This window comes from Rhodococcus sp. BP-160 (assembly GCF_019836205.1).
GTDB lineage: Bacteria > Actinomycetota > Actinomycetes > Mycobacteriales > Mycobacteriaceae > Rhodococcoides.
Window position 1 is genome coordinate 456115 of the sequence record NZ_JABUEK010000001.1, and the last position, 25769, is coordinate 481883.

Genomic DNA, 25769 nt, shown 5'->3' on the forward strand with positions numbered 1-25769 from the left:
ACCTCTCAGGCGACGCCGTCCGCCTTCGCAGCCGCGGCCACTGCCGCCGCGACGGCCGGAGCGACCCGCGGGTCGAGTGGGCTGGGCACGATCATGTCGACGCTCAGATCGTCGCCGACCACGGACAGGATCGCGTCCGCGGCGGCGAGCTTCATGTTCTCGGTGATGCGCCGCGCGCCCGCATCGAGAGCACCGCGGAACACACCGGGGAACGCGAGCACGTTGTTGATCTGATTGGCGAAGTCGCTGCGTCCGGTGGCGACGATGCCGGCGTACTTCTTCGCGTCCTCCGGATGGATCTCCGGGTTCGGGTTGGAGAGGGCGAAGACGATGCTGTCGTCTGCCATCGAGGCGATGAGTTCGTGCCCGATCTTCCCCGCGGAGACCCCGAGGAACACGTCCGCATCGGTCAGGGCGTCGGCAGCCGTCCCGGAGAGGCCGCGCGGGTTGGTACGCGAAGCGAGGTCGACCTTCACGGGATTGAGGTCGGCGCGATCCGCACCGACGATGCCCTTCGAGTCGAGCACCACCACGTCCGAGATGCCCGCGGCGAGCAGGATGTTCGCGCACGCGACGCCCGCGGCTCCCGCACCGGAGATGACGACACGCAGACCCGCGAGCTCGCGCTTCTGCACTGCCACAGCGCCTTTCAGCGCAGCCAGGACGACAATGGCCGTACCGTGCTGGTCGTCGTGCATGACCGGGCAGTCGAGTGCCTCGACGACGCGCTTCTCGATCTCGAAGCACCGGGGTGCCGAGATGTCCTCGAGGTTCACGGCTCCGAAGCTGGGCCGCAGGCGGATCAGCGTCTCGACGATCTCGTCGACGTCGTTGGTGTCGAGCACGAGCGGAATCGAGTTGAGGCCGGCGAACTTCTTGAACAGTGCCGCCTTGCCCTCCATGACGGGCAGCGAGGCGCGCGGGCCGATGTCGCCCAGACCCAATACCGCGGAGCCGTCGCTGACCACCACCACGAGTCGCTCGGTCCAGGTGTACTTGTTCACCAGCTCCTGATCGGCGGCGATCGCACTGCTCACCTTGGCCACCCCGGGGGTGTACGCGATGGAGAGGTCGCGCTTGGTCTCGAGCGGCGCGGTGAGCTCGACGGACAGCTTGCCGCCCACGTGGCTGAGGAAGATCTCGTCGTCCGTGATGGTCGTGAGATCTTCGGTCGGATCTGTTGCGGCGGTCACTGGGCGCTCCTTCATCGTCCGCACGGAGGGTGCGGATCACAGGCGTGAGGGGAAGTCGAGATGCGCGCCCGGGGGATGAGAACCGAGGGCAGGCGACATCTCGATGCGTGCGCGGCGGGTGAGCCGACTTCGCGCGCCACCGACGAGCGGTGACCGGGGTCGATCACCACGGGGTGGCGGTGATCGCGAGTGGAGCCAGTGTGCCACCGCCGGTTCCTCGGGAGCAAACAGGTGCCGGTCAGCCTCACCCTTGTCTCGTCAGCCCCACCATTGCGTCCACAGCAGCGCTCCCGCGACCACCAGCACGCCCAGTGAGCCGAGGAACGACACCCCACGCGAGCGATGGTCGGCGATCCGCTGGAGCAGGAGCGCCGCGACGACGGCGGCGACGTGCCACGCGATGGACGCGGTGCCGGGGCCGGGGAATCCCCGATCACCGCCGACGACGGCGGCGGCGATGACGAGCGCCGTGAGGACGACGAGACCCGCGGTGATGGATCCGCTGAGCGCCTTCACCGGCGGCCTCCGGGTACGACGAGCGGCACGCCCGTCGCCCGGCTCACCAACGCGTCGAACTGGTCCTCGGCGGTGGTGCGGGCCGCGATCGGCGTCGTCTTGTTGGTGCCGTGGTAATCGGAGGATCCGGTCACGACGAGATCGTGCTCGCGCGCGATGTCGCGCAGGACGTCCGCGTCCTCGGGGCTGTGGTCGGGGTGATCGACCTCGAGTCCGCCGAGTCGCCCACCGGCGGCGAGCTCCAGAATGTGGTCGGTGTGCAGGAGTCGACCTCGCGTGCGCGCGCGGGCGTGGGCGATGACGGGCACTCCCCCGGCGTCGGCGATCAACTCGACGGCGAGGTCGAGTGGTGTGTCCGCCTTCTCGACGTAGTACGTCCCATCGGTCCGCAGCAGGTCGGTGAACGCGTCGTTCACGGTCTCGACGACTCCGGCGGCGACGAGTGCACGGGCGAGGTGCGGGCGGCCCGCCGACGGACCTGCCGCGGCGAGGATGGTGTCGGCGTCGACGTCGTAGCCGTCGGCCGCCATACGGTCGATCATGCTGCGCAGGCGCACTTCCCGCTCCCCACGTAACCGGCTGCGCTCCTCGGCGAAGGCGACGTGCCCGGGGTCGAAGAGGTACGCGAGCAGATGCACCGTCACCGGGTCACCGTCGGCTCCGCGGCCCTGGCACGACATCTCCATGCCACGGACGAGGGTGGGCGCACCGGGCGTCGCGGTCACCGCGGCCACGGCCTCGTCCCAGCCGTGAGTGGTGTCGTGGTCGGTCAACGCGATCACGTCGAGGCCCGCGGCGGTCGCCGTGGCGATCAGCTCGGTGGGCGTCTCGGTTCCGTCCGACGACGTGGAATGGGTGTGGAGATCGATCAGCACGCGCCCAGTCTGTCAGGTGCGCGAGCGCTCAGGTGGGCGGGCGCAGCGACGCCGCCGAGCGCCGCGGGTCGGCGATGTCGATGCCCGCCTCGGTCCACGCGTCGCGCAACGCATCGGCTCCGCGCAGGCGCACCCACGCGGCCTCGGTGCCGGTGATCGGGACTGCCCGCAGGAACCGCACCGGATCGTACGGTTCGGGCAGCTCGAGGTCGGCCACTCCGGACTCAGCCGTCAACAGCACCGCCGTGAACGGAGCGCCGGGCCAGAGAGGCTCGCCGGCGTCCAGCAGGGCGTCGGGCACCAGCACGATGCCCTCCACCGCGGGCGACGCGGCGAAGACGGCGAGCGTGCGCCAGACCTCGGCGACGGACTCGTCGACTCCGCGCAGGGCCAGGATCAGCTCGGCGCGCGGGCCTCGCTGCGAGTCGGTGACCATGTCGGACGGGTCGGCCATCGGATGCCGCGAGCACCCGAGAGTGGTGAACCGCACGACTCCCTCGACGTCGGCAGCGAACAGCAACACCTCCAGCGGCTCGAGGCCCAGGAAGGTCACGGACGCGCTGGACGGGTCGTCCTGACCGAGCACCGTCTGCAGATGGGTTCGCACCTGCGCTGTCACGTCGCTCCCACTCACACCGTCCATCCAACCCCACGACGTCCGTACCGGCTCCGACGGGACCGGCGTGCCGGTACGGTCCTGCGTGTGGTGACTGTGCTGACCGTGTCCGACGAGGTGGTCGAAGGCCTGTGGAACGCCCGCACACTCCCGTTCGACGTCGACCTGGTCCTCGGTGCGGGCGACCTGCCCTTCGAGTACCTCGAGCACCTCGCTGAGGCCGCCGACGCCCCGTGCGTCTTCGTCCCCGGCAACCACGACGCCGACCTCACCGGGTACTCGGCCGGTCGAGCCGGCTGGATGCGTGCCGGGCTGCCGTCGAGCTGGCCCGGTCCGGACGGCGCCGTCAACGCCGATCGACGGATCGTCAGCGCCGCCGGTCTGCGGATCGCGGGGCTGGGCGGGTCCATCCGCTACCGCGACGGACCCAACCAGTGGACGGAACGGCAGCAGAAGCGGCGCTCCGGCTCCCTGATCCGGACCCACACCTGGCACCCGCTGCTGCGACGCGGAGCGGACGCACACGGGGTCGACGTCCTGCTGACCCACAGCCCACCGTTCGGTGTCGGCGACGCCGAGGACGCACCACACCGCGGTTTCCGGTGTCTCGATCCGCTCACCGAGCGGTTGCGGCCTCAGCTCCTCGTCCACGGACACATCCACCCGCACGGCACGAGGCCGGCCGACCGACAGCTGCACGGAGCCACGGTGATCAACACCGTCGGCTACGCCCTGATCGACATCACCCCGGGCGGCGACACCGCGCCCATCATCGAGAGGCGACGTCATGGCTCGTGACACCGGATTCCCCGCTGCCGACGCGCAGAACGACTTCTCCCGCCAGCGCCGGCGCGCGGACGTGGCGCGGTTGGTCGGCTGGCTGCGCCGTCAACCGGACGACATCAACACGATCCTGCCGTTCGACGAGGTGGTCGCCGCCCTGGGCAAGGTGCGGGAGCGCCGCGTCGGACTCGAGGTCATCCGGGTCGACTCGATCGTGGGCAGCGTGGATCGCACCCGCGACTTCGACCGGTACTTCCGCCCGACGTCGACGCGGACACGCGAACGCTGGCAGCGCCTCGCCACCGCCTGGCGCCGCGGCGAACCGATGCCGCCCATCGAGGTGTATCGCGTCGGCGGCATGCACTTCGTCATCGACGGGCACCATCGCGTGTCCATCGCCTGCGCGATGCACAGTCTCACCATCGAGGCCTACGTCACCGAGATCATCACCCGCATCTCCCCCGACGGCATCTCCACGAGGGGCGATCTCCTCGTGAAGGATCACCGGCGCATCTTCCTCAGCCGTGTCCCCCTCACCGGGAAGTCGCGCGAGGCGATCGAGTTCACGGATCCGTGGCAGTACGCCGAACTCTCGGATGCGGTGGAGGCCTGGGGTTTCCGGCTGATGCAGGAGCTCGGCGAGTTCGTCGACCGGCGCACCGTCGCCCGCCGCTGGTTCGGTGAGGAGTTCCTGCCGGTCGTCCGGATGGTGCGGTCCGTCGGGGGCATGTTGACCCGCCACACCGACGCCGAGGCCTACATGTGGGTGGCGCGCGAGCGTTACCGCCTGGTGCGCAGTCACATCTGGAACGACGAGATCATCGCGCAGCTCAAGGAGGCCGCGCCGAACTGAGACGGGCGCCGACCGAGACGGCGACGGCCCCCACCGTGCGGTGGGGGCCGTCGTCGCGTTCGAGCGGTCAGAGCGTCAGGTTGGCACCCGACTCGACGTCGAACACCGACACCCGCTTCTGGTCGAACCACAGCTCGATGGACTCACCCATGCGAGCGGCGGACTCGGCCGAGAGTCGAGCGACCAACTGGCCGCCGTCCGCGCCGGAGTCCGCGGCCAGCTCGTCGAGTTCGCGCGAGGTGACCTTGGGGCCCTCGGCGGAGAAGTAGATGTACTTGTCCGACCCCATCGACTCCAGCACCTCGACTCGCGCCGAGAACGTGCTGCCGTTGATCTTCTGGTACGACTCGACGAGCGAAGCGTCCTCGAGATGCTCGGGGCGGATGCCGACGACGACGTCCCCCTTCGCGTTCTTCGAGGCGATCTTCTGCCGCGCCTCGTCGCTCAACCGGATCTCGCCGAGCGAGGTGGTGACCCCGCCGTCCGTCAGACGACCCGACACGAAGTTCATGGACGGCGACCCGATGAAGCCCGCCACGAACAGGTTTCGCGGGCGATCGTAGAGCTCCTGCGGCGAGCCGATCTGCTGCACCAGTCCGCCGCGGAGCACGACGACGCGGTCGCCGAGCGTCATGGCCTCGGTCTGGTCGTGCGTCACGTACACCGTGGTGGTCTCGAGACGCTTCTGCAGCTGGGCGATCTCGGTCCGCATCTGCACGCGCAGCTTGGCGTCGAGGTTCGACAGCGGCTCGTCCATGAGGAACGCCTTGGGGCTGCGGACGATCGCGCGTCCCATCGCGACGCGCTGACGCTGACCACCGGAGAGGTTGGACGGCTTGCGGTCGAGGTGCTGGCCCAGGTCGAGGATGCGGGCGGCGTCGTCGACCTTCTTCGCGATGTCCTCCTTGCTCATCTTGGCGAGTGTCAGGGGGAAGGCGATGTTGTCGCGCACCGTCATGTGGGGGTAGAGCGCGTACGACTGGAACACCATCGCGATGTCGCGATCCTTCGGTGCCCGCTCGTTCACGCGCTCACCGGCGATGCGCAGCTCGCCGCTCGAGATGTCCTCGAGGCCGGCGATCATGTTGAGCGTGGTGGACTTTCCGCAGCCGGAGGGTCCGACCAGGATGATGAACTCGCCGTCGGCGATGGTGATGTCGACGTCGCTCACCGCCGCGGCACCGTCCGGGTACAGCTTGGTCACTTTGTCGAGAACGATTTCGGCCATGGACTTATCCCTTCACTGCGCCGGACGTCAGGCCCGCCACGATACGACGTTGGAAGAACAGGACGAAGATGATGATCGGGATGGTGATGACCACGGCCGCAGCCGCGATCGAGCCCGTCGGTTCCTCGAACTGCGAACTACCGGTGAACTGTGAGATCGCTGCCGGCACCGTGACCGAACGCTCGGTGGCCGTCAACGAGATGGCGAGCAGCAGGTCGTTCCACGCGAAGATGAAGACGAGGATCGCCGCGGTGACGATGCCCGGTGCCGCGAGCGGTGCGATGACCTTGCGGAACGCCTGGCCCGGGGTGGCACCGTCCATCTTGGCGGCCTTCTCCAGCTCCCAGGGGATCTCACGGAAGAACGCCGACAGCGTGTAGATGGCGAGCGGGAGCGCGAACGTGATGTACGGGATGATCAGGCCCGGCCAGGTGTCGAACAGGCCCAGCGCACGCTCGATGTCGAACAGCGGTGTGACGAGCGAGATCTGGGGGAACATCGCGATGAGCAGCGCGGCGCCGACGAGGAGCTTCTTGCCGGGGAAGTCGAGACGAGCGACGGCGTAGGCCGCCATCGTGCCGATGACCACCGCGATGAGCGTGGTGATGAGACCGATGCCGATGGAGTTGATCAGGGCGCTGGTGAACTGGGACGTCTGGAAGATGCCCTTGTAGTTGTCCAACGTCCACGTCGTCGGGATGAACTTGCCGTCGGCGATGTTCGCCACCGGCTTGAACGACAGGCTGATGATCCACACGAGCGGGATCAGTGCGTACAGCAGGACGAGAAGGTTGACGATGGACCAGCCGGCCTTCGTCTTCGTGGTGGCTGCCATGGGTCAGCGTCCTTCCGCGTCGGAGCCGGGTGCGGAGGCCCCGAACAGTTTGATGAAGACGAAGGCGATGATGGCCACGCAGAAGAAGATCAGCACGCTGATGGCCGACCCGATACCGAGGTTGAACGCCCCGAAGAGGTTGTCGTACCCGAGGATCGACACCGAACCGGTGCTGTTGCTGCCCTTCGTCAGAACGTAGATGTTGTCGAAGATGCGGAACGCGTCGAGCGTGCGGAACAGCAGCGCCACGAGGATGGCCGGCTTCATCAACGGGATGATGATGCGGATCAGTCGGGTCCACGCGCCGGCGCCGTCCACCTGGGCCGCCTTGAGCAGATCGTCGGGAACGAGCGCGAGACCGGCGAGCAACAGCAGTGCCATGAACGGCGTCGTCTTCCACACCTCGGCGAGCACGACGATGGCGAGCGACGGAAGCTGCTGTGTCAGAGGCGCACTGCCCTCGGGAAGCAGGTTGGCCAGGTAGCCGGTCTGCGGTGTCCACGCGTAGTACCAGCTGTACGCGGCGGCGACGGTGACGATGCCGTACGGGATCAGCACGACGGTGCGGACGACGCCGCGCCCGAAGATGGTGCGGTGCATGACCAGCGCGACCGCGAGGCCGAGGACGAACTCGATGATCACCGAGATGACGGTGATGCCCACGGTCACCGCGAACGCCGTCCACCAGTAGCCGTCGGTGAGGACGGAGACGTAGTTGGACAGGCCGACGAATTCCTTGTCGTCCGGGAATGCCAGGTTGTACTTCTGCAGACTCAGCCAGAAGGCGTAGATGATGGGATACGCGGTGACGGCGATCATCAGGATCGCGGCGGGAGCGACCAGCAGGAGCCCCAGTCGGCGCTCCGCCTTCTTGCCCTCGGACACCGCCTCGGCCGCCTTGGCGTGCTTCTGCGGGCGTCGGGGCTCGTCGGTGACGGTCATGGGATCAGCCCTTCGGAGTTCACGGCCTGGCGGACCAGATCGGCGAGCCTGTCGACGTCTCCCACGGGATCGATGTCCTGCGGGGGGTTGAGCGCGTCGGTCAGGAGGATCGAGATGGACTGGTACGCGGGCGACACCGGTCGGACCGCGGCACTCTCGATCGAGCCGAGAACGCCCTCCCATGCCGGGTAGGCGGCCTGGAACTCGGGATCGTCGTAGAGCGAGCGGATCACCGGCGGCACACCGCCGTCGACGGCGTTGTTGCGCTGGTTCTGCTCGTCGGTCAGGCACGCGACGGCGGCCCACGCCTCGTCGGGATGCTCGGTGGTCTTGGCGACACCGATGTTGAACCCGCCGATGGTGACCTTGGCGGGCTCACCGGGGTTCACCGAGGGGTACGGCGCGCTGCGGAACACCTCGTTCACCGCCGCGTCCTGCTGGTCGGCGGGAACGGTGGACAGGTCGAGGAAGGACACGCCGCCCGCGGCGGCGTTCTCCTTGAGTCCGGGGAGCACGAACGGGTAGTTCACCTCGGCGAACATGGTGCCCGCCTCGACGCCGAGACGTGCTGTGCCCTCGTCACTCTGGGAGACCGAGGGGTCGGCGCCCGGAGCGGTCGCGACGCTCTTGATGATCGAGAGCGCCTTCTCGGTGGCCGCGCGGTGCTCGGGGGTGTCGTTCAGTGTCACGGTGGTGCCGTCCTCGCCGACGACGGATCCGCCGGCACTCTCGAGGAGGGTGTTGAACCAGACCATGAAGCCCTCGTACTGCTTCGCCTGCACACCGATGGCCGCGGGCTTGCCGGAGGCGGCGTTCTCGCCGGCGGTGGCGATGAGGTCGTCCCACGTCGCCGGGGGCTGGCCGTTCGGCACCATGTCCGGGCGGTACCAGAGCAACTGGGTGTTGGAGTTCAGCGGGACCGCGTACAGCTTGTCCTTCTGCTCTGTCTCGGGGTCGAGCCACTCGGCGGTGGCGAGCGGGCCCTCGAGCACCGATCCGTCACGCAGCTTCGCCTCGAGATCGTCCGGAACCGGAAGTGCCCAACCGGCTTCGGCGAACTCGGCGGTCCAGACGACGTCGAGTGTCATCAGATCGAGCGTGCGGTCGTTGCCCGCCAGACGGCGAGCGAGCTGCAGGCGCTGATCGTTGGCGCTCTTGGGGAGCGTGCGCTGCTCCACCCGGTACGCGCCGCCCGACTGCTCGGTGCACGCCTGCGCCGCCGCCGCGTACTGCTCCGCGCCGTCGGCGGCGGTGTAGAAGCTCAACACGATTCCGTCGTCGGAGGATCCACACCCCGCCAACAGACTTCCGGCCACCACCGCGGCGGCCCCTGTCGCTGCGAGTTTCCTCGCCCTGTACCTCTTCGGCACGACCGCCTCCTCTGCCGCAAGAGAAGGCGCCACAGTCGGCCCGACTCCGCAGCGTGTGCTTCGTTGGACACGCATTCCCTGCGAAGTGGAACCTAGTCGAAAGCTGAGAGGAAAACGGTGGCTTGTTGCAATCCCGTGATGCTTTCGGTACCGACGGGTCGGTGGTGAGAGGTCAGATGGCGAGACGCGCCAGCAGATCGCGCGCCTTCTCGGCCGTCTTCGGCTCGCACAGCACGTCGTACCGCCCCGCGACCAACTGCATCGTCGACGCGAAGTCGCGCTGCCCCTTGGTCGCCGCGTAGGGAATGGTGGCCGAGATCAGTCCGAAGACGATGCCGCCCAGCACACCGACGAGGAGCGCGCTCAGGTAGTTGGTGTTCGTGATGATTCCGAGAACGAGTCCGAGGAAGACACCGAGCCAGGCGCCCGAGATGATGCCGCCGCCAATCACTTTGGCCCAGGTGAGGCGACCGATGACACGCTCGACCTGCATGAGGTCGACACCCACGATGGTGACGTCCTGGACCGAGAACTCCTGATCGGAGAGGTAGTCGACCGCGCGCTGCGCCTCGGCGTAGGTGGGATAGGAACCGATGGGCCAGCCCGACGGCGGGGTGGGGAGGCCCTGTCCGGGGCGGCCGGACTGCGACATGGGGTTCGTCATGACTCCATTGTGCCTGCTGGCGGGTCGGTCGTGGGGTCCGGTGCGGGCCGCGCACCGCTGCGCACCATGCCGGCCGCGTCGGCGGCCTCGACGAGGGCCCGAGCCATTCGATGACCCGCCTCGTCGACCATCTCGTCCCCCACCATGACGGCCCCGCGCGCTCCCCCGTCGACGGAGAGGTACCGACGGTAGGTCTCGACGATGTCGTGGGCGCGGTCGACGTCGGCCTGGCGCGGCGAGAACGTCTCGTTGGCGATGTCGATCTGCGAGGGGTGCAGCACCCACTTGCCGTCGTAGCCCAGAGCCGCGGAATGCCGGGCGGCGCGGGTGAACCCGTCGGTGTCGCGTACCTGCACCCAGGGTCCGTCGATGGCCTGGAGCCCGTGGGCCCGCGCCGACAGCAGGATCGTCATCAGCACGTGGTGGTAGGCGTCGCCGCGCTCGTAGCCGGGCGGCTGCTCCCCCACCGTGAGGGTGCGCATGCCGACGTCGGCCATGAAGTCACCCGGCCCGAACACCAGGGTCTGCACCCGCGGCGAGGCCGTCGCGACGGCGTCGATGTGGAGCAGACCCACGGCGTCCTCGATCTGCGGCTCGATCCCGATGCGGCCGACGGGCAGGTCCGACTCGCGTTCGAGTTGTGTCAGAAGCAGATCGAGCGCCTGCACCTCACCGGCCGAGCGCACCTTGGGCAGGACGAGGGCGTCGAGGTGGGCACCCGCCCGTCCGACCACCTCGAGCACGTCGCGGAACGTGGCCTCCGTCGTCCAGTCGTTGACCCGCACGAGCCGGAGCTGCGTGCCCCACCCGTCCCATCCGAGCGCGTCGGCGACGTCGATGCGCGCCTGCGCCTTGGCGGCCGGCGCGACCGCGTCCTCGAGATCCAGGAAGACGGCGTCGGCGGGCAGGCTCAGAGCCTTGCGCATCATCTTCGGACTGCTGCCCGGCACGGCGAGCACGGAGCGTCGGAGGCGGGCGCGCGGCACTGTGGTGGTCACCACGGCACACTATCGGCCCGCACCGCGTGCGAGGCCCCCGTCTACTGTTGCGCCCATGGCAGCAGTGAACAAGGTGTTCGCCGCCAGGCTCGCGGGCCTCGTGGTGCTCGGACCCGACGGTGAGAGCATCGGCCGCGTCCGCGACATCGTCGTGACCGTGCGCGTCGGCCGCCAGCAACCCCGCGTCCTCGGCCTCGTGGTCGATCTGGCCACGAGGCGCAAGATCTTCGTTCCGATGCTGCGCGTGACGGCCGTCGAACCGACGTCGGTGACGCTGACCACCGGCAACGTCAGTATGCGCCGCTTCGTCCAGCGACCGGGCGAGGTGCTGGCCCTGGCCCAGGTCCTGGACTCGCGGGTCCGGACCGACGATCCGGACGCCGAGGACCTGCACGGCGTGGACTGCGTCGTCGTCGACCTCGGTATCGAGCAGACCCGCACGCGGGACTGGGTCATCGCGCGCGTCGCCGTGCGCCCCCACCGCACCCGGCTGGGTCGCCGCGGCAGCATCCACGTGCTCGACTGGCAGAACGTGCAGGGCCTCACCTGGTCCGATCTGTCCCTGCCGGGTCAGGGTGTGTCACAGCTTCTCGCCCAGTTCGAGGGACTCCGGCCCGCCGACGTGGCCGACGCGATCCGCGACCTCCCGGAGAAGCGGCGACTCGAGGTCGCCTTCGCCCTGGACGACCAGCGCCTCGCGGACGTCATCCAGGAGATGCCCGACGACGATCAGATCGACCTGGTGCAGGCGCTCGCCCCCGCCCGTGCCGCCGACGTGCTCGAGGCCATGGACCCCGACGACGCAGCCGACCTGCTCGGCGAGTTGCCGGAGCCGGAGGCCGAATCGCTGCTGCGCCTGATGGATCCGCAGGACTCCGAGCCGGTGCGACGTCTCCTCGAGCACTCCCCCGACACGGCGGGTGGTCTGATGACACCGGAACCGGTGGTGCTGAGCGCGTCCGCGACGGTCGCCGAGGCGCTCGCTCGTGCGCGCAACCCCGACCTCACGCCCGCCCTCGCGTCACTGGTCTTCGTCGTGCGACCGCCGACGGCCACGCCCACGGGCCGCTACCTCGGCTGCGTCCATCTCCAGCAGTTGCTGCGCGAACCGCCCGCCAGTCTGGTCGGCGGCGTGATCGACACGACACTGTCGACGCTCTCCCCGGACGACAGTCTCGCCGCCGTCACGCGATACTTCGCGGCGTACAACCTGGTCTGCGGACCGGTCGTGGACGCCGAGGAGCATCTGATCGGCGCCGTGACCGTGGACGACGTCCTGGACCACCTTCTTCCCGACGACTGGCGCGAACAGGAGCACGTGGGACATGAGTGAGAAGTCGGCGGCGACCGCCAGACAGCGCCTCGACACTCCACGCGGATCCCGACGGTTCAAGCTCGACATCGACGTCGACTCGGTCGGCCGGACCGGCGAGAACGTCGCGCGATTCCTCGGTACGGGGCGATACCTGGCGATCCAGACGGGGATCGTCATCGTGTGGATCCTGCTCAACGTCTTCGCGGTGAGCCTGCAGTGGGACCCCTACCCCTTCATCCTGCTCAATCTGGCGTTCTCGACGCAGGCCGCCTATGCGGCCCCGTTGATCCTGCTCGCTCAGAACCGGCAGGACGACCGCGACCGGGTGTCGCTCGAGGAGGATCGCTCGCGCGCCGCGCAGACCAAGGCGGACACCGAGTTCCTCGCTCGTGAGCTCGCTGCGCTCCGGATCGCGGTCGGCGAGGTCGCCACGCGCGACTACCTCCGCCGCGAACTCGACGACCTGCGCGCGGCGCTGCTCGATCCCGCGCAGGCGGCGGCCGAGGAACAGAAGGCGCGCAAGAAGTCTCGCAAGAAGTCGGTCGACGAGGACTCCACCTCGTTCGCCGCCGCCCCTTCCGTCGAGGAAACAACTCGTTTCGACCACAGCGAGGACACGCGACGGTAACCTCGGTCACACTGCGCGTCGGGTCTCGGTGAGTGCGCAGCCGAGTGTTCGTGGGGGTTTGTCGTATGCGCGTCGGTCGAGACTCTCGACTCGGAGGTGCACTGAGTGCCTCGATTCTTCTTCTCAGCGCGGTCACGCTGGCCGCCGGCTCGGTGACGCCGAGTTCCGCGCACGGTTCCGTCGCGATGGCGGCCGCCGAATCGGTTGCGGCGCCCACACTCCCACCACGGGAGCGCGCTGTCGGCCTGGTCGAGCCCGCCGATCGGCAACCGGTCGCGTTCCGGTCTCCGAAACCAGCCGTCGCCGCGCCCGCGGGCGCCCCGGCCGCTGCTGCGGCGCCGCTGTCCGCCGTGCTCGTCGGCGCACTCGGCATTCCCGAACTCGTCCTGCAGGCCTACCGCTCCGCCGAGGCCCAGCTCGCCACCTCGACACCGGGCTGTCACCTGCCGTGGCACCTGCTCGCCGCCATCGGGCGCATCGAGTCCGGCCACGCGGGCGGCGGCCGCACCGATGCCGCCGGCACCACGATCACGTCCGTGCTGGGCCCGGTGCTCGACGGACGATCGGCCGCGGACGCGGTCATCACCGACACCGACGGCGGCGCGCTCGACGGGGACGCGGGGCACGACCGTGCGGTCGGGCCGATGCAGTTCATCCCCGCCACCTGGGCCGGCTACGCCTCGGACGGCAACGGCGACGGTCGGAGCGATCCGAACAACGTCTTCGACGCGGCTCTCGCCGCGGGCAAGTACCTGTGCTCGGGCGGCCTGGACATGACGAATCCGGCGCAGGCGACCACAGCCGTCCTGCGCTACAACAACTCCGCCGCGTACACCGCCAACGTGCTGGCCTGGTCCGCCGCGTACTCCGGCGGCGGCACCCCTGTCGTCGGCCGGATCGGCGAGGCGGCGCCCTCCCCCGCGGACGCGCTGGCCGTCGCCGCGGCGGCCGCCGCCGCCGGCCAGGTCACGGATCCCTCGACCGCGGCTCCGACGACCACCGCCACGACCACCGCGATGCCGGACACCTCGCTCACTCCGGTGACACCACCGCCGGCGTTCGGCATCCCCGGACTGCCGCCGCTCCCGGTCATCGAGCTCCCCACGATCCCGTGTCTCCTGTGCCCTCCTGCACCAATGGCACCACCCGCCCCACCTGAGCAGGACACGTCCGTCACGACACCGTGACTGGTCGTGGCTCACATCACGGGCCGGTAACGGATCGGCAACGGATCAGGTAGCCTCGCTCCGACAGCAAAGGTCGGAAGCGCCCCGGAACGGGGCGGGAACAGTCGTCGCGGATCACGAGTCTCGCGGGGGCGAGGAGGTTGTGTATCCGTGGGTCGGCACCGCAAACGATCGTCTTCCACTCTGCGACGGAACACGGTCATCGCGCTGACCGGTCTGATCCCCGCGGGAGCGATCACCGTGGCCAGTGGCTACGGCGCCAGCGCCGACATCCCGTTCCTCCGCACGCACACCACGGCCAGCGAGTCCGCCCTCGAGCCCACCGACGTGGCCCCGGCAGTGGACGTCGCGCCCGCACCCACCACGCAGTCCGCGCCCGAGCCCGTGGCACCGCCCGCGCCGGAGCCCGCTCCCGCCCCCGCGCTGCCCGAGTCCCTCGCGGCCGGCCCGCTCGGCGTCCCGGGCATCAACGTCGCCGCCTACAAGAGCGCCGAGACCCTCCTGGCGCAGACCACCCCCGGCTGCTCGATGAACTGGGCCCTCCTCGCCGGTATCGGCCGGGTCGAGTCCACCCACGCGAACGACGGCAAGGCGGGTGCCGACGGAACGCTGTTCGAGCCGATCCTCGGACCGGTCCTGGACGGCAGCCTCGCCGGCAACAACGTGATCATGGACACCGACGGCGGCGAGCTCGACGGCAACACCACGTACGACCGCGCCGTGGGGCCGATGCAGTTCCTGCCGGCGACGTGGAAGCACTACGCCACGGACGGGAACGGGGACGGCAGGGCCGACCCGCAGAACCTGTTCGACAGCGCCGCCACCACCGGGAAGTACCTGTGCGACGGCGGCCTGAACATGGCGGATCCGATCCAGGCCACACAGGCGATCCTGCGCTACAACAACTCGATGGCCTACGTGGCCAACGTGGTCGCGTGGTCGGTCGCCTACTCCACCGGCATCGCCCCCTCCGAAGCGGACCTGCCCCGAATTCACTGACGCGGTACCGCATACCATGGAGAGATGCCCGTAGCCACCGAATCGGACGTTCGCAGCGCCCTCGCGCGCGTGAACGATCCCGAGATTCGCAAGCCCATCACCGAACTCGGCATGGTCAAGAGTGTCGCGCTCGGTAACGACGGATCCGTGGACGTCGGCATCTATCTGACCACCGCCGGGTGCCCGATGAAGACGGAGATCTCCGACCGGGTACGCAAGGCCGTGGCCGACGTCGCCGGTGTCGGTGAGATCCGCGTCGAGCTCGACGTCATGAACGACGAGCAGCGCACCGAACTGCGCAAGTCGTTGCGGGGAGATTCCGCCGAGCCGGTCATCCCGTTCGCTCAGCCCGGCTCCCTCACCCGCGTGTACGCGGTGGCGTCGGGGAAGGGCGGTGTCGGCAAGTCGTCCGTCACCGTCAACCTGGCCGCCGCGATGGCCGCCAAGGGACTGTCGGTGGGCGTCCTCGACGCCGACATCTACGGCCACTCGGTGCCCCGCATGCTCGGTACCGACGCTCGCCCCACACAGGTCGAGCGCATGATCATGCCGCCCGTGGCGCACGACGTGAAGATGATCTCGATCGCGCAATTCACGCAGGGCAACACGCCCGTCGTCTGGCGCGGTCCCATGCTGCACCGCGCCCTGCAGCAGTTCCTCGCCGACGTGTTCTGGGGCGACCTGGACATTCTTCTGCTGGACCTGCCGCCGGGCACCGGCGACGTCGCCATCTCGGTGGCCCAGCTGATCCCCGGCGCCGAGATCCTCGTCGTGACCACCCCGCAGCAGGCCGCGGCCGAGGTAGCGGAACGTGCCGGCGCCATCGCCCTGCAGACGCGTCAGCGAGTCGTCGGGGTGGTGGAGAACATGTCGTGGCTCGAGCTGCCCGACGGATCGCGGATGGACATCTTCGGTTCCGGCGGCGGCCAGGCCGTGTCGGAGCGACTCACCACCGCGGTCGGCGCGAAGGTCCCGCTGCTGGGCCAGATCCCGCTCGACACCGCGGTGCGCGAGGGCGGCGACTCGGGCGTTCCGATCGTGCTCAGCGATCCGGAGTCGCCCGCGGCCAAGGCCATGATCGAGGTGGCCGAGAAGCTGTCGGTCCGTAGTCGCGGCCTCGCGGGCATGAGCCTGGGTATCGACACCACCCGGCACCTCTGACGGCCGGAAGGACCTAGGTCGCGTCGGGGTCGATCGGGGGACGGTCCCCGGTCGGCAACGGCGCCGACCCGCTGGACTTCGTCATGTTCGGCGTCCCGGACTGCGGGGTCGACGACTGTGTCCCGGACTGCGGCTTCTCGTCGAACTTCCCGGTGAAGATCGAGTCGTCGCCGTCGAGCAGGTGCTTGGTGATGACCGCGCGCGGGGTCATGCCGCGGAGCTGGTTCAGGTCGGCCAGGGGCTTGCGAAGATCGTCGAAGTCCGTCCCCAGCTCGTCCTTGAGTTGTTGGCTGGCCCCACTGGCGTAGTCACGGACCTGCCGGAGCGACCGGGTGGTCCACGTGATGGCCCCGGGCAGACGCTCGGGACCGAGGATGACGAGTGCGGCGACGAGAAGAACCATCATCTCGCCCCAGCCGATGTTCGAGAACACGTCTACACCTTACGCATCCGACACCGGAGTGACCGTCACGTCGACGGTCCGCCCCGAGCGGACGAGTTGCACCTGCACCGGCGTACCGATCTCCTGCTCCTGGACGGCGACCGTCAGCTCGTCGGCACCGGAGACGGTGCGGTCGCCGACGCGGACGATCACGTCGCCCTCCGCGATACCCGCCTGCTGAGCGGGGCCACCGGCGGTGACGTTGGCGATCTGCGCACCGCTGAGCGCGTCGTTGACGACGGACCGCGCGTTGACGCCGATGTCGGGGTGATTCATCGCGCCGGTCCGGATGAGGGACTGCGCGACCTCGGTGACGTCGTCGATGGGGATGGCGAAGCCCAGTCCCACCGATCCCCCGCTCTCACTGCGGATCGCGGAGTTGATGCCGATGACGCGACCCTCGGCGTCGATCAGGGGACCCCCGGAGTTACCGGGGTTGATCGCCGCGTCGGTCTGGACCGCGTCGATGACGGCGTCGGTGTCCGTGCCCTCCCCGGACAGTCGCACGGGACGATCGAGCGCACTGACGATGCCGCGGGTGACCGTCTTGCTCAGTCCCAGTGGAGATCCGACGGCGACGACGTCGTCGCCGACCGCCACGTCCGACGAGCGGCCCAGTCGGGCGACGCTGAGGTCTGCGACGTCCGTCTTCAGAACGGCCAGATCCGTCTTGGTGTCACGGCCGACGATCTGCGCGGGCACCTTGGTGCCGTCGGAGAACGTCACGTTGAGCGTCGCGCCCGGGTTGGTCGCAGCCATCGAGATGACGTGGTTGTTGGTGACGATGTAGCCGGCTCCGTCGATGACGACTCCCGAGCCGGTGCCGGCGTTGCCGCCGAACGTCTCCTGGACCGACACCACGGACGGCAGGACGGCCTCGGCGACCCTGGCCACCTGGCCCTGCGGGAGTTCGCTGCCGCCCTGTTCCAGGGTCACGCGCGAGCTGGTCAGCGAGCCGCCCAGATCGGCCGCGACACTACCGACGACGCCGCCGAGCAGGCCGATGACCAGAGCGACACCCGCGAGCGAGGCGAGAGCGCCGGCGGAGACTCGGCGGCCGAACAGTACGTCCCGCGCACCCAGTCTCGTGCCGGGCGTCAGCGGCGCGGGTTCCGGTTCGTCGAGCGCGGGCGAGACCGTCGTGACAGCCGACGAGGGCACGCGCCACGGGTTCTGAGGTTCGGGTTCCTGCTCGACCTCGGGCGCCTCGGGCTCGCGCACCAGGGATTCGGCGACACCGGGCGGCCGACCGAAGGCCTCGGTGAGGACGGGATCGGGCGCCGCGACGCGGATCGACGAACTGTCCCGTCGCCGGGTCTGCGCGTCACCGAAGGAATCGCGGATGCCGTGGGGGCGACCGAACGCCCGCACCACGTGCGCGTCGATGGTGGGCCGGTAGAGCGGACGCGGAGGAAGCCGCGGCGCATCGTCGTCGGGTGCTCCCCCGTCCGCCGAAGAAGCCGTGGGGTCCGGTCGGTACTCGTCGGCTGGAGTCACCTCTGCACGCTACCGGCGCCGGAAACGTGACCCGACGACCGACCCCAGGCCATGACGCAGGCCGGAGCCGATGCCGGGTTCGGATCGGCCGGGCTCGGGAGACGTGCAGTGCGGGATCTGGTGCAGGAGACCCAGGAGTGAGGACGGCATGGACATCTCCGGCGAGCCCTGGAGGGCGACACGGGCCTGTTGCTGCGCCTGGACCTCGTCGGCACACGAAGCGCATTCCGACACGTGCCGCGCGGCGCGCAGGTAGGCGTTCATGCGCAGTTCGCCGTCGACGTAGGCGGCCACCGCCTCACTGGCGAGGTGGTCGGTGGGGCTGAACTGCCGAGGATCACGAAACCGAGTCATGCTGCCTCCACTTCATGCCGTGCCGATGTGCGGATCGTCTCGGGGTGAAACGCACGGCACCGGCCGGGAGTTCCCGGCCCGCATCCGTTCCCCACAGAACGGTACTCGCGCCGGCGGCTACTCGGCCGAGGTCAGCGACTCGCGGGTGCGCCGACTGGCGGCGAGGTGGTCGCGCAGCGCCTGGCGGCCACGGTGGATACGGCTACGGACGGTGCCGAGCTTGACCCCCAGGGTCGCGCCGATCTCCTCGTAGGACAAACCCTCGATGTCGCACAGCACGATGGCTGCACGGAACTCGGGAGCGAGCGAGTCGAGCGCCGCCTGCAGATCCGGGTCGAGCCGGGCGTCGTGGTAGATCTGCTCGGGATCGGGGGTGTCGGACGGCACCCGGTCGTAGTCCTCCGGCAGCGCCTCCATGCGGATGCGGTTGCGGCGACGCACCATGTCCAGGAACAGGTTCGTCGTGATGCGGTGCAGCCAGCCCTCGAAGGTGCCGGGCTGGTAGTTCTGCAGCGAGCGGAACACGCGGATGAAGGTGTCCTGCGTGAGGTCCTCGGCATCCTGCGCGTTGCCGGACAGCCGGTAGGCGAGGCGGTAGACGCGGTCACCGTGCTCGCGGACGAGTTCGTCCCAGGACGGCATCGACGTCGCGTCTCCGGTTGCGTCGAACACCGCGGTGCCGGACAGCTCCTCCGGACCGTCGACGGTCTGCTCGGACTCTGCGGCGGGGCGGGAGGTCGGGGACGTGAGGGCAGCGTGTTCGCGCGGGCTGGTGATCATGTGGATCGTTCAATCCTCCTACTCGGGCGATCATCGCGGCGCGTGGTGTCGACGTGCGATGTGGTGTTACCCGTGTTCGGCGCGACCGAAGCGTGAGGACGATCCGACGAACCCGCGTAAGGAAACTATGTCGCGGGCAGGTGTGCGACCCGTGTGAGAAGGCTGAGTGTGGGCTGAGAGTCTGGACGCGAGGAGTTCGTGGGCGGGTTAGGGTCCCTTCGTGACTGCCGACGCCGCCAAGATGCTGCACTACGCCGAAGCCTCCGTCGTGGAGGACGAGATCCTGCAGGCCGCGCGCGAGCGCGCCGTGGATCTGGGCGCCGCGCCGATACCGGCGTCCGTCGGTGCCGTGCTCAGCATGGTCGCGCAATTGTCCGGAGCGCGCACGGTGGTGGAGGTCGGAACCGGCGCCGGCGTCAGCGGGCTGTGGCTGCTGGACGGGATGCGGCCCGACGGGGTCCTCACCACCATCGACACCGAACCGGAGCATCAGCGCGCCGCCAAGGAGGCGTTCCGTTCCGGCGGCATCGGGGCATCGCGGACCCGGTTGATCAACGGCCGCGCCCTCGACGTGCTCCCCCGCCTTGCCGACGCGTCCTACGACCTGGTGTTCGTCGACGCGACGCCGCGGGACCACGTCGGATTCGTGACGGAGGGCGTGCGGATGCTCCGCCCCGGTGGCGCCCTGATCCTGCACAACGCGTTGCTGGGTGGACGCGTCGCGGACGCCTCGTCACGCGACGAGGCCACCGTCGCCGTCCGCGCGGCCGCCCGCGCCATCGCGGAGAACGACAGCCTGACAGCGGTCGTCCTTCCCCTCGGCGACGGCCTGCTGTGCGCCTCGCGCGTGCCGGAGTGACCTAGATCCAGACACCCTTGCCGACGGCGACCACGCCGTTGGCGCTCACGTTGAACCGCTCGCTGTCCCGCTCGCGGTCGACGCCGATGATCTCGCCGTCGTTCACCACCACGTTCTTGTCCAGGATGGCGTTGCGGACGACCGCATTACGACCGATGCGCACTCCGGGCATGATGACGCTGCCCTCCACGGTGGCGCCCGCGTCGATGATCACCGACGAGCTCAGCACCGAGTTGCGCACCGTCGCGCCGGACAGGATCGATCCCGCTCCGACGATCGACTCCTGAGCCAGACCGCCCTGCACGAACTTGGCGGGCGGCAGGTTGTCCGCGGCGCCGCGGATCGGCCACCGCTTGTTGTAGAGGTTGAAAATCGGGTGGACCGACACCAGGTCCATGTGCGCGTCGTAGAACGCGTCCAGGGTGCCGACGTCGCGCCAGTAGCCCTTGTCCCGCTCGGTCGCACCCGGGACGACGTTGTCCTTGAAGTCGTAGACCGATGCCTTCCCGGCCGCGACGAGCGCGGGAATGATGTTGCCGCCCATGTCGTGATCGGAATCCGAGTCCTCGGCGTCGGCACGGATGGCATCGACGAGCACCTTGGTGGTGAAGACGTAGTTGCCCATCGACGCGAACGTCATGGTGGGGTCGTCCGGCGTTCCGGGCGGGTCCGACGGCTTCTCGAGGAACTCGGTGATGTTGCCCGAGGCGTCGCTGTCGATGCAGCCGAATGCCGTTGCCTCGGCGCGCGGTACGCGGATGCCGGCCACCGTGACACCGGCACCGGAATCGATGTGCTGCTGCACCATCTGCTCGGGGTCCATGCGGTACACGTGGTCCGCACCGAACACGACGATGTACTCGGGATCCTCGTCGTACACGAGGTTCATGGACTGGAAGATGGCGTCGGCACTGCCGGTGTACCAGCGGGGCCCGAGCCGCTGCTGCGCGGGCACGGGGGTGATGTACTCACCCGCGAAACCCGACAGCCGCCAGGTCTGGGAGATGTGCCGGTCGAGCGAGTGCGACTTGTACTGGGTCAGAACGCACAACCGCAGATAGCCGGCGTTGACGAGATTGCTCAGCACGAAGTCGATCAGGCGGTACGCACCACCGAACGGGACCGCGGGCTTCGCGCGATCGGCTGTCATCGGATACAGGCGTTTGCCCTCACCTCCGGCGAGCACGATTCCGAGTACATGCGGCTGGGTCCTCACAACAGCCAACCTATCCGGTTGTGACGAGCAATCGCTACGTATAGGCCGAATGCACACCGACGCGTTACGTTCCTCTCATGCGAGTGGCGATGATGACGAAGGAATATCCCCCCGAGATCTACGGCGGCGCGGGCGTTCACGTGACGCAGCTGGTCGACCGTCTCCGCGCACTGTGCGAGGTCGACGTGCACTGCATCGGCGCGCCGCGCGAGACCGCCGTCGTGCACTCGCCGGACCCGGCCCTGGTCGACGCGAACCCGGCCTTGACCACGCTCTCCACGGGACTGCGGATGGCGAACGCCGCCGGCGGCGCCGACGTGGTGCACTCGCACACCTGGTACACCGGCCTCGCCGGCCACCTCGCGGCCGAGCTGTACGGGATCCCGCACGTGCTCACCGCGCACTCGCTGGAACCGCGCCGCCCCTGGAAGGCCGAGCAGCTGGGCGGCGGCTACCGCATCTCGTCGTGGTCCGAGCGCAACGCCATGGAGTACGCCGACGCCGTCGTCGCGGTCAGCGACGGCATGAAGGCCGACGTGCTGGACTGCTACCCACGCATCGATCCGGACCGAGTTCACGTGGTGCGCAACGGCATCGACACCGAGGTGTGGCACGCCGGCGGCCCCGCGGACGGCGCGCCGTCCGCGCTCGAGGCGATCGGCGTGCGCACCGACGCCCCCATCGTCGCGTTCGTCGGCCGCATCACCCGGCAGAAGGGCGTGGGGCACCTCATCGCCGCGGCCCACTCGTTCGATCCGTCCATTCAGCTGGTGCTGTGCGCGGGTGCGCCCGACACCCCGGAGATCGCGGTCGAGACCGAGCGCGCCGTCACCGCCCTGTCCGAGAGCCGCGGCAACGTGTTCTGGGTCCGCGAGATGCTGCCGACCGAGCAGATCCGCCAGATCCTCTCGGCGGCCGCCGTGTTCGTGTGCCCGTCGGTGTACGAGCCCCTCGGCATCGTCAACCTGGAGGCGATGGCCTGCGAGACGGCCGTCGTCGCGTCCGACGTGGGCGGCATCCCCGAGGTCGTGGCCGACGGCCGTACCGGGGCTCTCGTGCACTACGACGCCGCGGACACCGCCACGTTCGAGGCGGACCTGGCCGCCGCGGTCAACGACCTCGTCGCCGACGAGAGTCGAGCAGCGCGGCAGGGTGTCGCCGGTCGCGAGCGCGCCGTCGCCGAGTTCTCCTGGGAGTCGATCGCGCAGCAGACGATGGAGGTCTACGCCGCGGCCCGCGCGTAGACACCGAGGGTCACCGACACGGTGACCTCGCGCGCGGGCGGCATCTCGTCGACCCGCGCGCGCAGATCCGCCGCCGGGATGTGGCGCGCCGACGGCCCCATGCTCACGACGTCGACGATCTCGTCCCGCGTGAGCGTGGTCGAGTAGGTGATCGGGACCCGGCGCACCCGCTCGAACCGGCCGCCGAGCGTGTCGCCCAACCTCTGCGTCTTGTTCTCGTCCACCCGGACGAGACCCAGATCGTCGACCAACTCGACGAGATGGCGCTCGGTGGGGGTGAGCACCACCAGCACCCCGGCGGGTGCGAGCACGCGCGCGAGTTCCTCGGCGTTGCGCGGCGAGAACACCGACAGGGCCACGTCGATCACGCCGGAGCGGACCGGGATGCTCTGCCAGACGTCCGCGACCACCGCGGACGCCCGCGGGTGCGATCGTGCGGCGCGGCGCGCAGCCGCCTTGGACACGTCGAGACCGACGCCGACGGCATCGGGGACGCCCGCGTCCAGCACGCGGGCGAGGTAGTGCCCGGTGCCCACTCCGACATCGAGCACGCGGCGCCGGTCCCCCACGGCGTCGGCCACGGCGTCCATCAGCGGGTCGTAGTGCCCGCGGTCGAGGAACTCGGCGCGTGCAGCGACCATCTCGGTGGAGTCGCCGACGATCTTGCCGCCGGACCCGGAGAGCAGGCTGACGTATCCCTGGCGCGCGACGTCGAACGTGTGCCCGCGGTCGCACAGCAGCGCGGCAGATCCCGAGTCCGGATCGTCGGCCTCGAGGTCCGACCCGCAGTGTGGGCACGCGAGCAGGGCCACCGCATCGTCGTTCACGGTTCCTCCGCTCGTCGTGGTGGGTCGCTCGTTCGGTCGGGACGAGAACAGCCCCACCGGTCAGGGTCGGCCGGTGGGGCTGTTCTCACGGTGATGACAGGAGTGGTGTCAGCTGGTGACGCCCTTGAGCTCGTCGCCCAGAGCGGCTGCCTCGTCGGGAGTCAGTTCGACGACCAAGCGTCCTCCGCCTTCGAGTGGAACCCTCATGACGATTCCTCGTCCCTCTTTGGTCGCCTCGAGCGGACCGTCCCCGGTCCGGGGCTTCATGGCCGCCATTCTCTGCTCCCTCCAGATCTGCGCTGCCCTGCATCGCGCGCTGCATCAATTCGGTCGCGCCTCGCCGGGGTCCGACGAGGCTCGTGCACTTATTGTTCCCTATCCTCCGGATCCGTGGGCAATGGACACCCTCGAACGAGCGGGACACGGGTGTGTACTAGCGCGCGGGAACCCAGCATCCGGCGAGGTGATCGTCGACCATTCCGGTCGCCTGCATCAGCGCGTACGCCGTGGTGGGACCGACGAACGCGAAGCCGGACTTCTTGAGAGTGCGCGCGAGAGCGGTGGACTCGGGTGTCACCGCGGGAACGTCCTGCAGGCTCGTGGGGCGACCGCGGCGCGGCGGTGCGAACGACCACAGGAGCGCGTCGAGATCGAGGTCCTGATCGACGATGGCCCGCGCATTGCGCACCGCTGCAACGATTTTCGCGCGGTTGCGGACGATTCCCGCGTCACCGATGAGGCGTTCGACGTCGTCGTCTCCCCACCGTGCGACGACGGTCGGATCGAAGTGCGCGAACGCCGCTCGAAAGGCGTCCCGCTTGCGCAGAATCGTGATCCACGAGAGCCCCGACTGGAACGCCTCGAGGGTGATCCGCTCGTAGAGCGCGTCGCGACCGTGGACGATGACGCCCCATTCCTCGTCGTGGTACCGGGCGTACAGCGGATCGGTCGTCGGGTCACCGGCCCAGAGGCAGCGGGCCCGTCCGTCCGAACCGATCCGGAGACCGGACTCAGACGTCGTCACCGGGCGCTTCCTCCACGACGGCTTCCGACGGCTCGGCCTCGCGCAGGCGTAGCCGCAAGCTGTCGATCTCGACCGCGAGTCGATCGAGGGCCCAGTCGACCTCGCGGGCGTCGTACCCGCGCAGCGTGAGGGAGAATCGCAGCGCGCGCACGTCGCGCCCGGAGATGCCACGAGCGGGCAGCGCGGTGGCCGTGGTCCCCTCCGGCAACGGTTCCATCTCCTCCCCACGGCCGAAGACGACGGACGCGAGGAGGAACAGGGCCGCGGCCACGACCGCGATCACGACGACGTACAGCAGGATCGTCACCATGACACGGATCCTGTCACGACGAGGCGACAGGATCCGCGGCGGTGGTGCGCCTCTGCCGGCCTGGACTTCTCAGCCCCCCGACTTCTCAGCCCCCCGACTTGTCAGCCCCCCGACTTCTCGACTCCCGACTTGCCCGCCCACGGCCGCACCGTGCGCATGGGCGGCCGGTCGGCCAGCGAGACGTCGGTGATCGAGGGCACGAAGGTCTCCCCGTCGAGGACGAACTGCGTGAGACCGGCTCCCGAGTCGGCGATGCCGGCGCGCGCCAGCATGGTTCCGACGATCTGACGGCTCATGGCCCCCAGCTCCACGAGCGGCCGGTTGCGGTGACGCCGGACTCCGAGGTTCACCTGCCCGATCGCGTCCATGCCCAACCGGTCGTACGTGTCCATCAGCAGACCGATCTCCACGCCGTACCCGGGCGCGAAGGGCACCGAGGACAGCAGTTCGCGGGTGCCCGCGTACTCCCCGCCCAGCGGCTGGATGACCCTTCCGAGCTCGGGACGTAGCGCGGCCAACAGCGGTCTGGCCACCAGTTCGGTCACGCGCCCACCACCGTGTGCTTCGGTCGACCCGCTCAGCGGCCGGCGGTAGTAGCCCTTGACCAGATGAATGCCGTCCCCCATGAGCAACGGCCCGAGGAGCTTGGGCACGAACTGCGGATCGGGATCGATCAGGTCGGAGTCCACGAACGCGATGATGTCGCCCGTCGTGGCCGCGATCGCGCGCCACAACACCTCCCCCTTGCCGGGAGCGGGGGCGAGTTCGGGAACCGCCTCCTCCCGGGAGACGACGGTGGCACCGGCGGCCGTCGCACGCACGGCGGTCCGGTCGGTCGACCCGGAGTCCAGCACCACCAACTCGTCGACCAGTCGCCCGAGGAGCGGCGAGATGGTGTCGAGGACACCGGCGACGGTCTCCTCCTCGTTCAGTGCGGGAAGCACGACCGACACGGTCCGGTCACCCTTCGCCGCCTCGAGCTCCTCGAGGGTCCAGGAGGGTGATTCCCAGCTGTTCTCGCGATCCCAGTCGGTCGCGGGGGTGAGCATGCCT

The 25769-nt window shown here is 69.3% G+C and carries 29 protein-coding genes; 9 read left to right on the forward strand and 20 right to left on the reverse strand.

Annotated elements, in window-relative coordinates:
* Positions 1–5 precede the first annotated feature (5 nt).
* The 4 genes from HQ306_RS02045 to HQ306_RS02060 form a co-directional block, all read right to left on the reverse strand.
* The gene (locus HQ306_RS02045; RefSeq protein WP_222627373.1) at positions 6–1208 is read right to left on the reverse strand and encodes an NADP-dependent malic enzyme; all 1203 of its coding nucleotides are present in this window, start codon (positions 1206–1208) and stop codon (positions 6–8) included.
* Positions 1209–1451: 243 nt separating this feature from the next.
* A complete protein-coding gene (locus tag HQ306_RS02050; RefSeq protein ID WP_027503843.1) occupies positions 1452–1709 on the reverse strand; it encodes a hypothetical protein in 258 nt (85 codons plus the stop codon).
* Positions 1706–2584, reverse strand: a complete 879-nt coding sequence (locus tag HQ306_RS02055; RefSeq protein ID WP_222627375.1) for a PHP domain-containing protein — start codon at positions 2582–2584, stop codon at positions 1706–1708. Before HQ306_RS02055 ends, HQ306_RS02050 begins: the two co-directional genes overlap by 4 nt.
* Positions 2585–2612: 28 nt before the next feature.
* Positions 2613–3227 (reverse strand): suppressor of fused domain protein, encoded by a 615-nt coding sequence (locus tag HQ306_RS02060; RefSeq protein ID WP_222627377.1) that lies wholly within the window; start codon positions 3225–3227, stop codon positions 2613–2615.
* Positions 3228–3287: 60 nt separating this feature from the next.
* Here HQ306_RS02060 and HQ306_RS02065 point away from each other — a divergent pair, with 60 nt between their 5' ends.
* Together HQ306_RS02065 and HQ306_RS02070 are read left to right on the forward strand one after the other, a co-directional pair.
* Positions 3288–3998: a metallophosphoesterase gene (locus HQ306_RS02065; RefSeq protein WP_027503846.1), complete on the forward strand. Its 711-nt coding sequence runs from the start codon at positions 3288–3290 to the stop codon at positions 3996–3998.
* Complete coding sequence (locus HQ306_RS02070) at positions 3988–4836, forward strand: hypothetical protein (protein WP_027503847.1); 849 nt, start codon at positions 3988–3990, stop codon at positions 4834–4836. Before HQ306_RS02065 ends, HQ306_RS02070 begins: the two co-directional genes overlap by 11 nt.
* A gap of 67 nt (positions 4837–4903) precedes the next feature.
* Here HQ306_RS02070 and HQ306_RS02075 read toward each other — a convergent pair whose 3' ends face one another.
* The 6 genes from HQ306_RS02075 to HQ306_RS02100 all read right to left on the reverse strand — a co-directional run bounded on the left by HQ306_RS02075 (position 4904) and on the right by HQ306_RS02100 (position 10873).
* Positions 4904–6064 carry an ABC transporter ATP-binding protein gene (locus tag HQ306_RS02075; RefSeq protein WP_222627379.1) on the reverse strand — a complete coding sequence of 387 codons (1161 nt, stop codon included), beginning with the start codon at positions 6062–6064 and terminating at the stop codon, positions 4904–4906.
* 4 nt (positions 6065–6068) lie between these two features.
* On the reverse strand, positions 6069–6899 hold the full coding sequence (locus HQ306_RS02080; RefSeq protein ID WP_027503849.1) for a carbohydrate ABC transporter permease: 831 nt from the start codon (positions 6897–6899) through the stop codon (positions 6069–6071).
* Positions 6900–6902: 3 nt separating this feature from the next.
* On the reverse strand, positions 6903–7841 hold the full coding sequence (locus tag HQ306_RS02085) for a carbohydrate ABC transporter permease (protein WP_027503850.1): 939 nt from the start codon (positions 7839–7841) through the stop codon (positions 6903–6905).
* Positions 7838–9211: an extracellular solute-binding protein gene (locus HQ306_RS02090; RefSeq protein WP_231476097.1), complete on the reverse strand. Its 1374-nt coding sequence runs from the start codon at positions 9209–9211 to the stop codon at positions 7838–7840. Before HQ306_RS02090 ends, HQ306_RS02085 begins: the two co-directional genes overlap by 4 nt.
* Positions 9212–9383: 172 nt before the next feature.
* Positions 9384–9875, reverse strand: a complete 492-nt coding sequence (locus HQ306_RS02095; protein WP_027503852.1) for a general stress protein — start codon at positions 9873–9875, stop codon at positions 9384–9386.
* On the reverse strand, positions 9872–10873 hold the full coding sequence (locus HQ306_RS02100) for a CoA ester lyase (RefSeq protein WP_268788555.1): 1002 nt from the start codon (positions 10871–10873) through the stop codon (positions 9872–9874). The genes HQ306_RS02095 and HQ306_RS02100 overlap by 4 nt, the downstream gene beginning before the upstream one ends.
* A 55-nt stretch (positions 10874–10928) precedes the next feature.
* Here HQ306_RS02100 and HQ306_RS02105 point away from each other — a divergent pair, with 55 nt between their 5' ends.
* The 5 genes from HQ306_RS02105 (at position 10929) to HQ306_RS02125 (ending at position 16163) form a co-directional block, all read left to right on the forward strand.
* Entirely contained in the window at positions 10929–12206 is a 1278-nt protein-coding gene (locus HQ306_RS02105) for a magnesium transporter MgtE N-terminal domain-containing protein (RefSeq protein ID WP_027503853.1), read from the forward strand.
* On the forward strand, positions 12199–12816 hold the full coding sequence (locus tag HQ306_RS02110) for a DUF1003 domain-containing protein (RefSeq protein WP_081821023.1): 618 nt from the start codon (positions 12199–12201) through the stop codon (positions 12814–12816). Before HQ306_RS02105 ends, HQ306_RS02110 begins: the two co-directional genes overlap by 8 nt.
* Positions 12817–12881: 65 nt before the next feature.
* On the forward strand, positions 12882–14003 hold the full coding sequence (locus HQ306_RS02115) for a lytic transglycosylase domain-containing protein (RefSeq protein ID WP_222627381.1): 1122 nt from the start codon (positions 12882–12884) through the stop codon (positions 14001–14003).
* 150 nt (positions 14004–14153) lie between these two features.
* Positions 14154–15002: a lytic murein transglycosylase gene (locus HQ306_RS02120; RefSeq protein ID WP_222627383.1), complete on the forward strand. Its 849-nt coding sequence runs from the start codon at positions 14154–14156 to the stop codon at positions 15000–15002.
* A 24-nt stretch (positions 15003–15026) separates the two neighbouring features.
* Entirely contained in the window at positions 15027–16163 is a 1137-nt protein-coding gene (locus HQ306_RS02125; RefSeq protein WP_027503855.1) for an Mrp/NBP35 family ATP-binding protein, read from the forward strand.
* Between the two features lie 13 nt (positions 16164–16176).
* On the opposite strand, the gene tatB is transcribed toward HQ306_RS02125, so the two are convergent.
* From tatB to sigE, 4 genes are all read right to left on the reverse strand, one after another.
* A complete protein-coding gene (gene tatB, locus HQ306_RS02130; protein ID WP_027503856.1) occupies positions 16177–16596 on the reverse strand; it encodes a Sec-independent protein translocase protein TatB in 420 nt (139 codons plus the stop codon).
* A 9-nt stretch (positions 16597–16605) separates the two neighbouring features.
* Positions 16606–18102, reverse strand: a complete 1497-nt coding sequence (locus HQ306_RS02135; RefSeq protein ID WP_222627385.1) for a trypsin-like peptidase domain-containing protein — start codon at positions 18100–18102, stop codon at positions 16606–16608.
* Positions 18103–18111: 9 nt separating this feature from the next.
* The gene (locus HQ306_RS02140; RefSeq protein WP_056442598.1) at positions 18112–18456 is read right to left on the reverse strand and encodes a hypothetical protein; all 345 of its coding nucleotides are present in this window, start codon (positions 18454–18456) and stop codon (positions 18112–18114) included.
* Positions 18457–18573: 117 nt separating this feature from the next.
* Entirely contained in the window at positions 18574–19236 is a 663-nt protein-coding gene (gene sigE / locus HQ306_RS02145) for an RNA polymerase sigma factor SigE (protein ID WP_204866810.1), read from the reverse strand.
* A gap of 241 nt (positions 19237–19477) precedes the next feature.
* On the opposite strand from sigE, the gene HQ306_RS02150 reads away from it, so the two are divergent.
* Entirely contained in the window at positions 19478–20095 is a 618-nt protein-coding gene (locus HQ306_RS02150) for an O-methyltransferase (protein ID WP_027503859.1), read from the forward strand.
* A gap of 1 nt (position 20096) precedes the next feature.
* On the opposite strand, the gene glgC is transcribed toward HQ306_RS02150, so the two are convergent.
* Positions 20097–21311 carry a glucose-1-phosphate adenylyltransferase gene (gene glgC, locus HQ306_RS02155; protein ID WP_027503860.1) on the reverse strand — a complete coding sequence of 405 codons (1215 nt, stop codon included), beginning with the start codon at positions 21309–21311 and terminating at the stop codon, positions 20097–20099.
* A gap of 77 nt (positions 21312–21388) precedes the next feature.
* Between glgC and glgA the strand changes: the two genes are divergently transcribed.
* Positions 21389–22555 carry a glycogen synthase gene (gene glgA / locus HQ306_RS02160; RefSeq protein ID WP_056442603.1) on the forward strand — a complete coding sequence of 389 codons (1167 nt, stop codon included), beginning with the start codon at positions 21389–21391 and terminating at the stop codon, positions 22553–22555.
* On the opposite strand, the gene HQ306_RS02165 is transcribed toward glgA, so the two are convergent.
* The 5 genes from HQ306_RS02165 to HQ306_RS02185 all read right to left on the reverse strand — a co-directional run bounded on the left by HQ306_RS02165 (position 22534) and on the right by HQ306_RS02185 (position 25765).
* A complete protein-coding gene (locus HQ306_RS02165) occupies positions 22534–23382 on the reverse strand; it encodes a methyltransferase domain-containing protein (protein WP_222627387.1) in 849 nt (282 codons plus the stop codon). The genes glgA and HQ306_RS02165 overlap by 22 nt on opposite strands.
* 108 nt (positions 23383–23490) lie before the next feature.
* On the reverse strand, positions 23491–23658 hold the full coding sequence (locus tag HQ306_RS02170; protein ID WP_003406247.1) for a DUF3117 domain-containing protein: 168 nt from the start codon (positions 23656–23658) through the stop codon (positions 23491–23493).
* 157 nt (positions 23659–23815) lie between these two features.
* On the reverse strand, positions 23816–24379 hold the full coding sequence (locus HQ306_RS02175; RefSeq protein WP_222628681.1) for a DNA-3-methyladenine glycosylase I: 564 nt from the start codon (positions 24377–24379) through the stop codon (positions 23816–23818).
* 13 nt (positions 24380–24392) lie between these two features.
* Complete coding sequence (locus HQ306_RS02180; RefSeq protein ID WP_222627389.1) at positions 24393–24716, reverse strand: DivIVA domain-containing protein; 324 nt, start codon at positions 24714–24716, stop codon at positions 24393–24395.
* 101 nt (positions 24717–24817) lie between these two features.
* Positions 24818–25765 carry a glucosyl-3-phosphoglycerate synthase gene (locus HQ306_RS02185; RefSeq protein WP_222628707.1) on the reverse strand — a complete coding sequence of 316 codons (948 nt, stop codon included), beginning with the start codon at positions 25763–25765 and terminating at the stop codon, positions 24818–24820.
* Between the last annotated feature and the right edge of the window lie 4 nt (positions 25766–25769).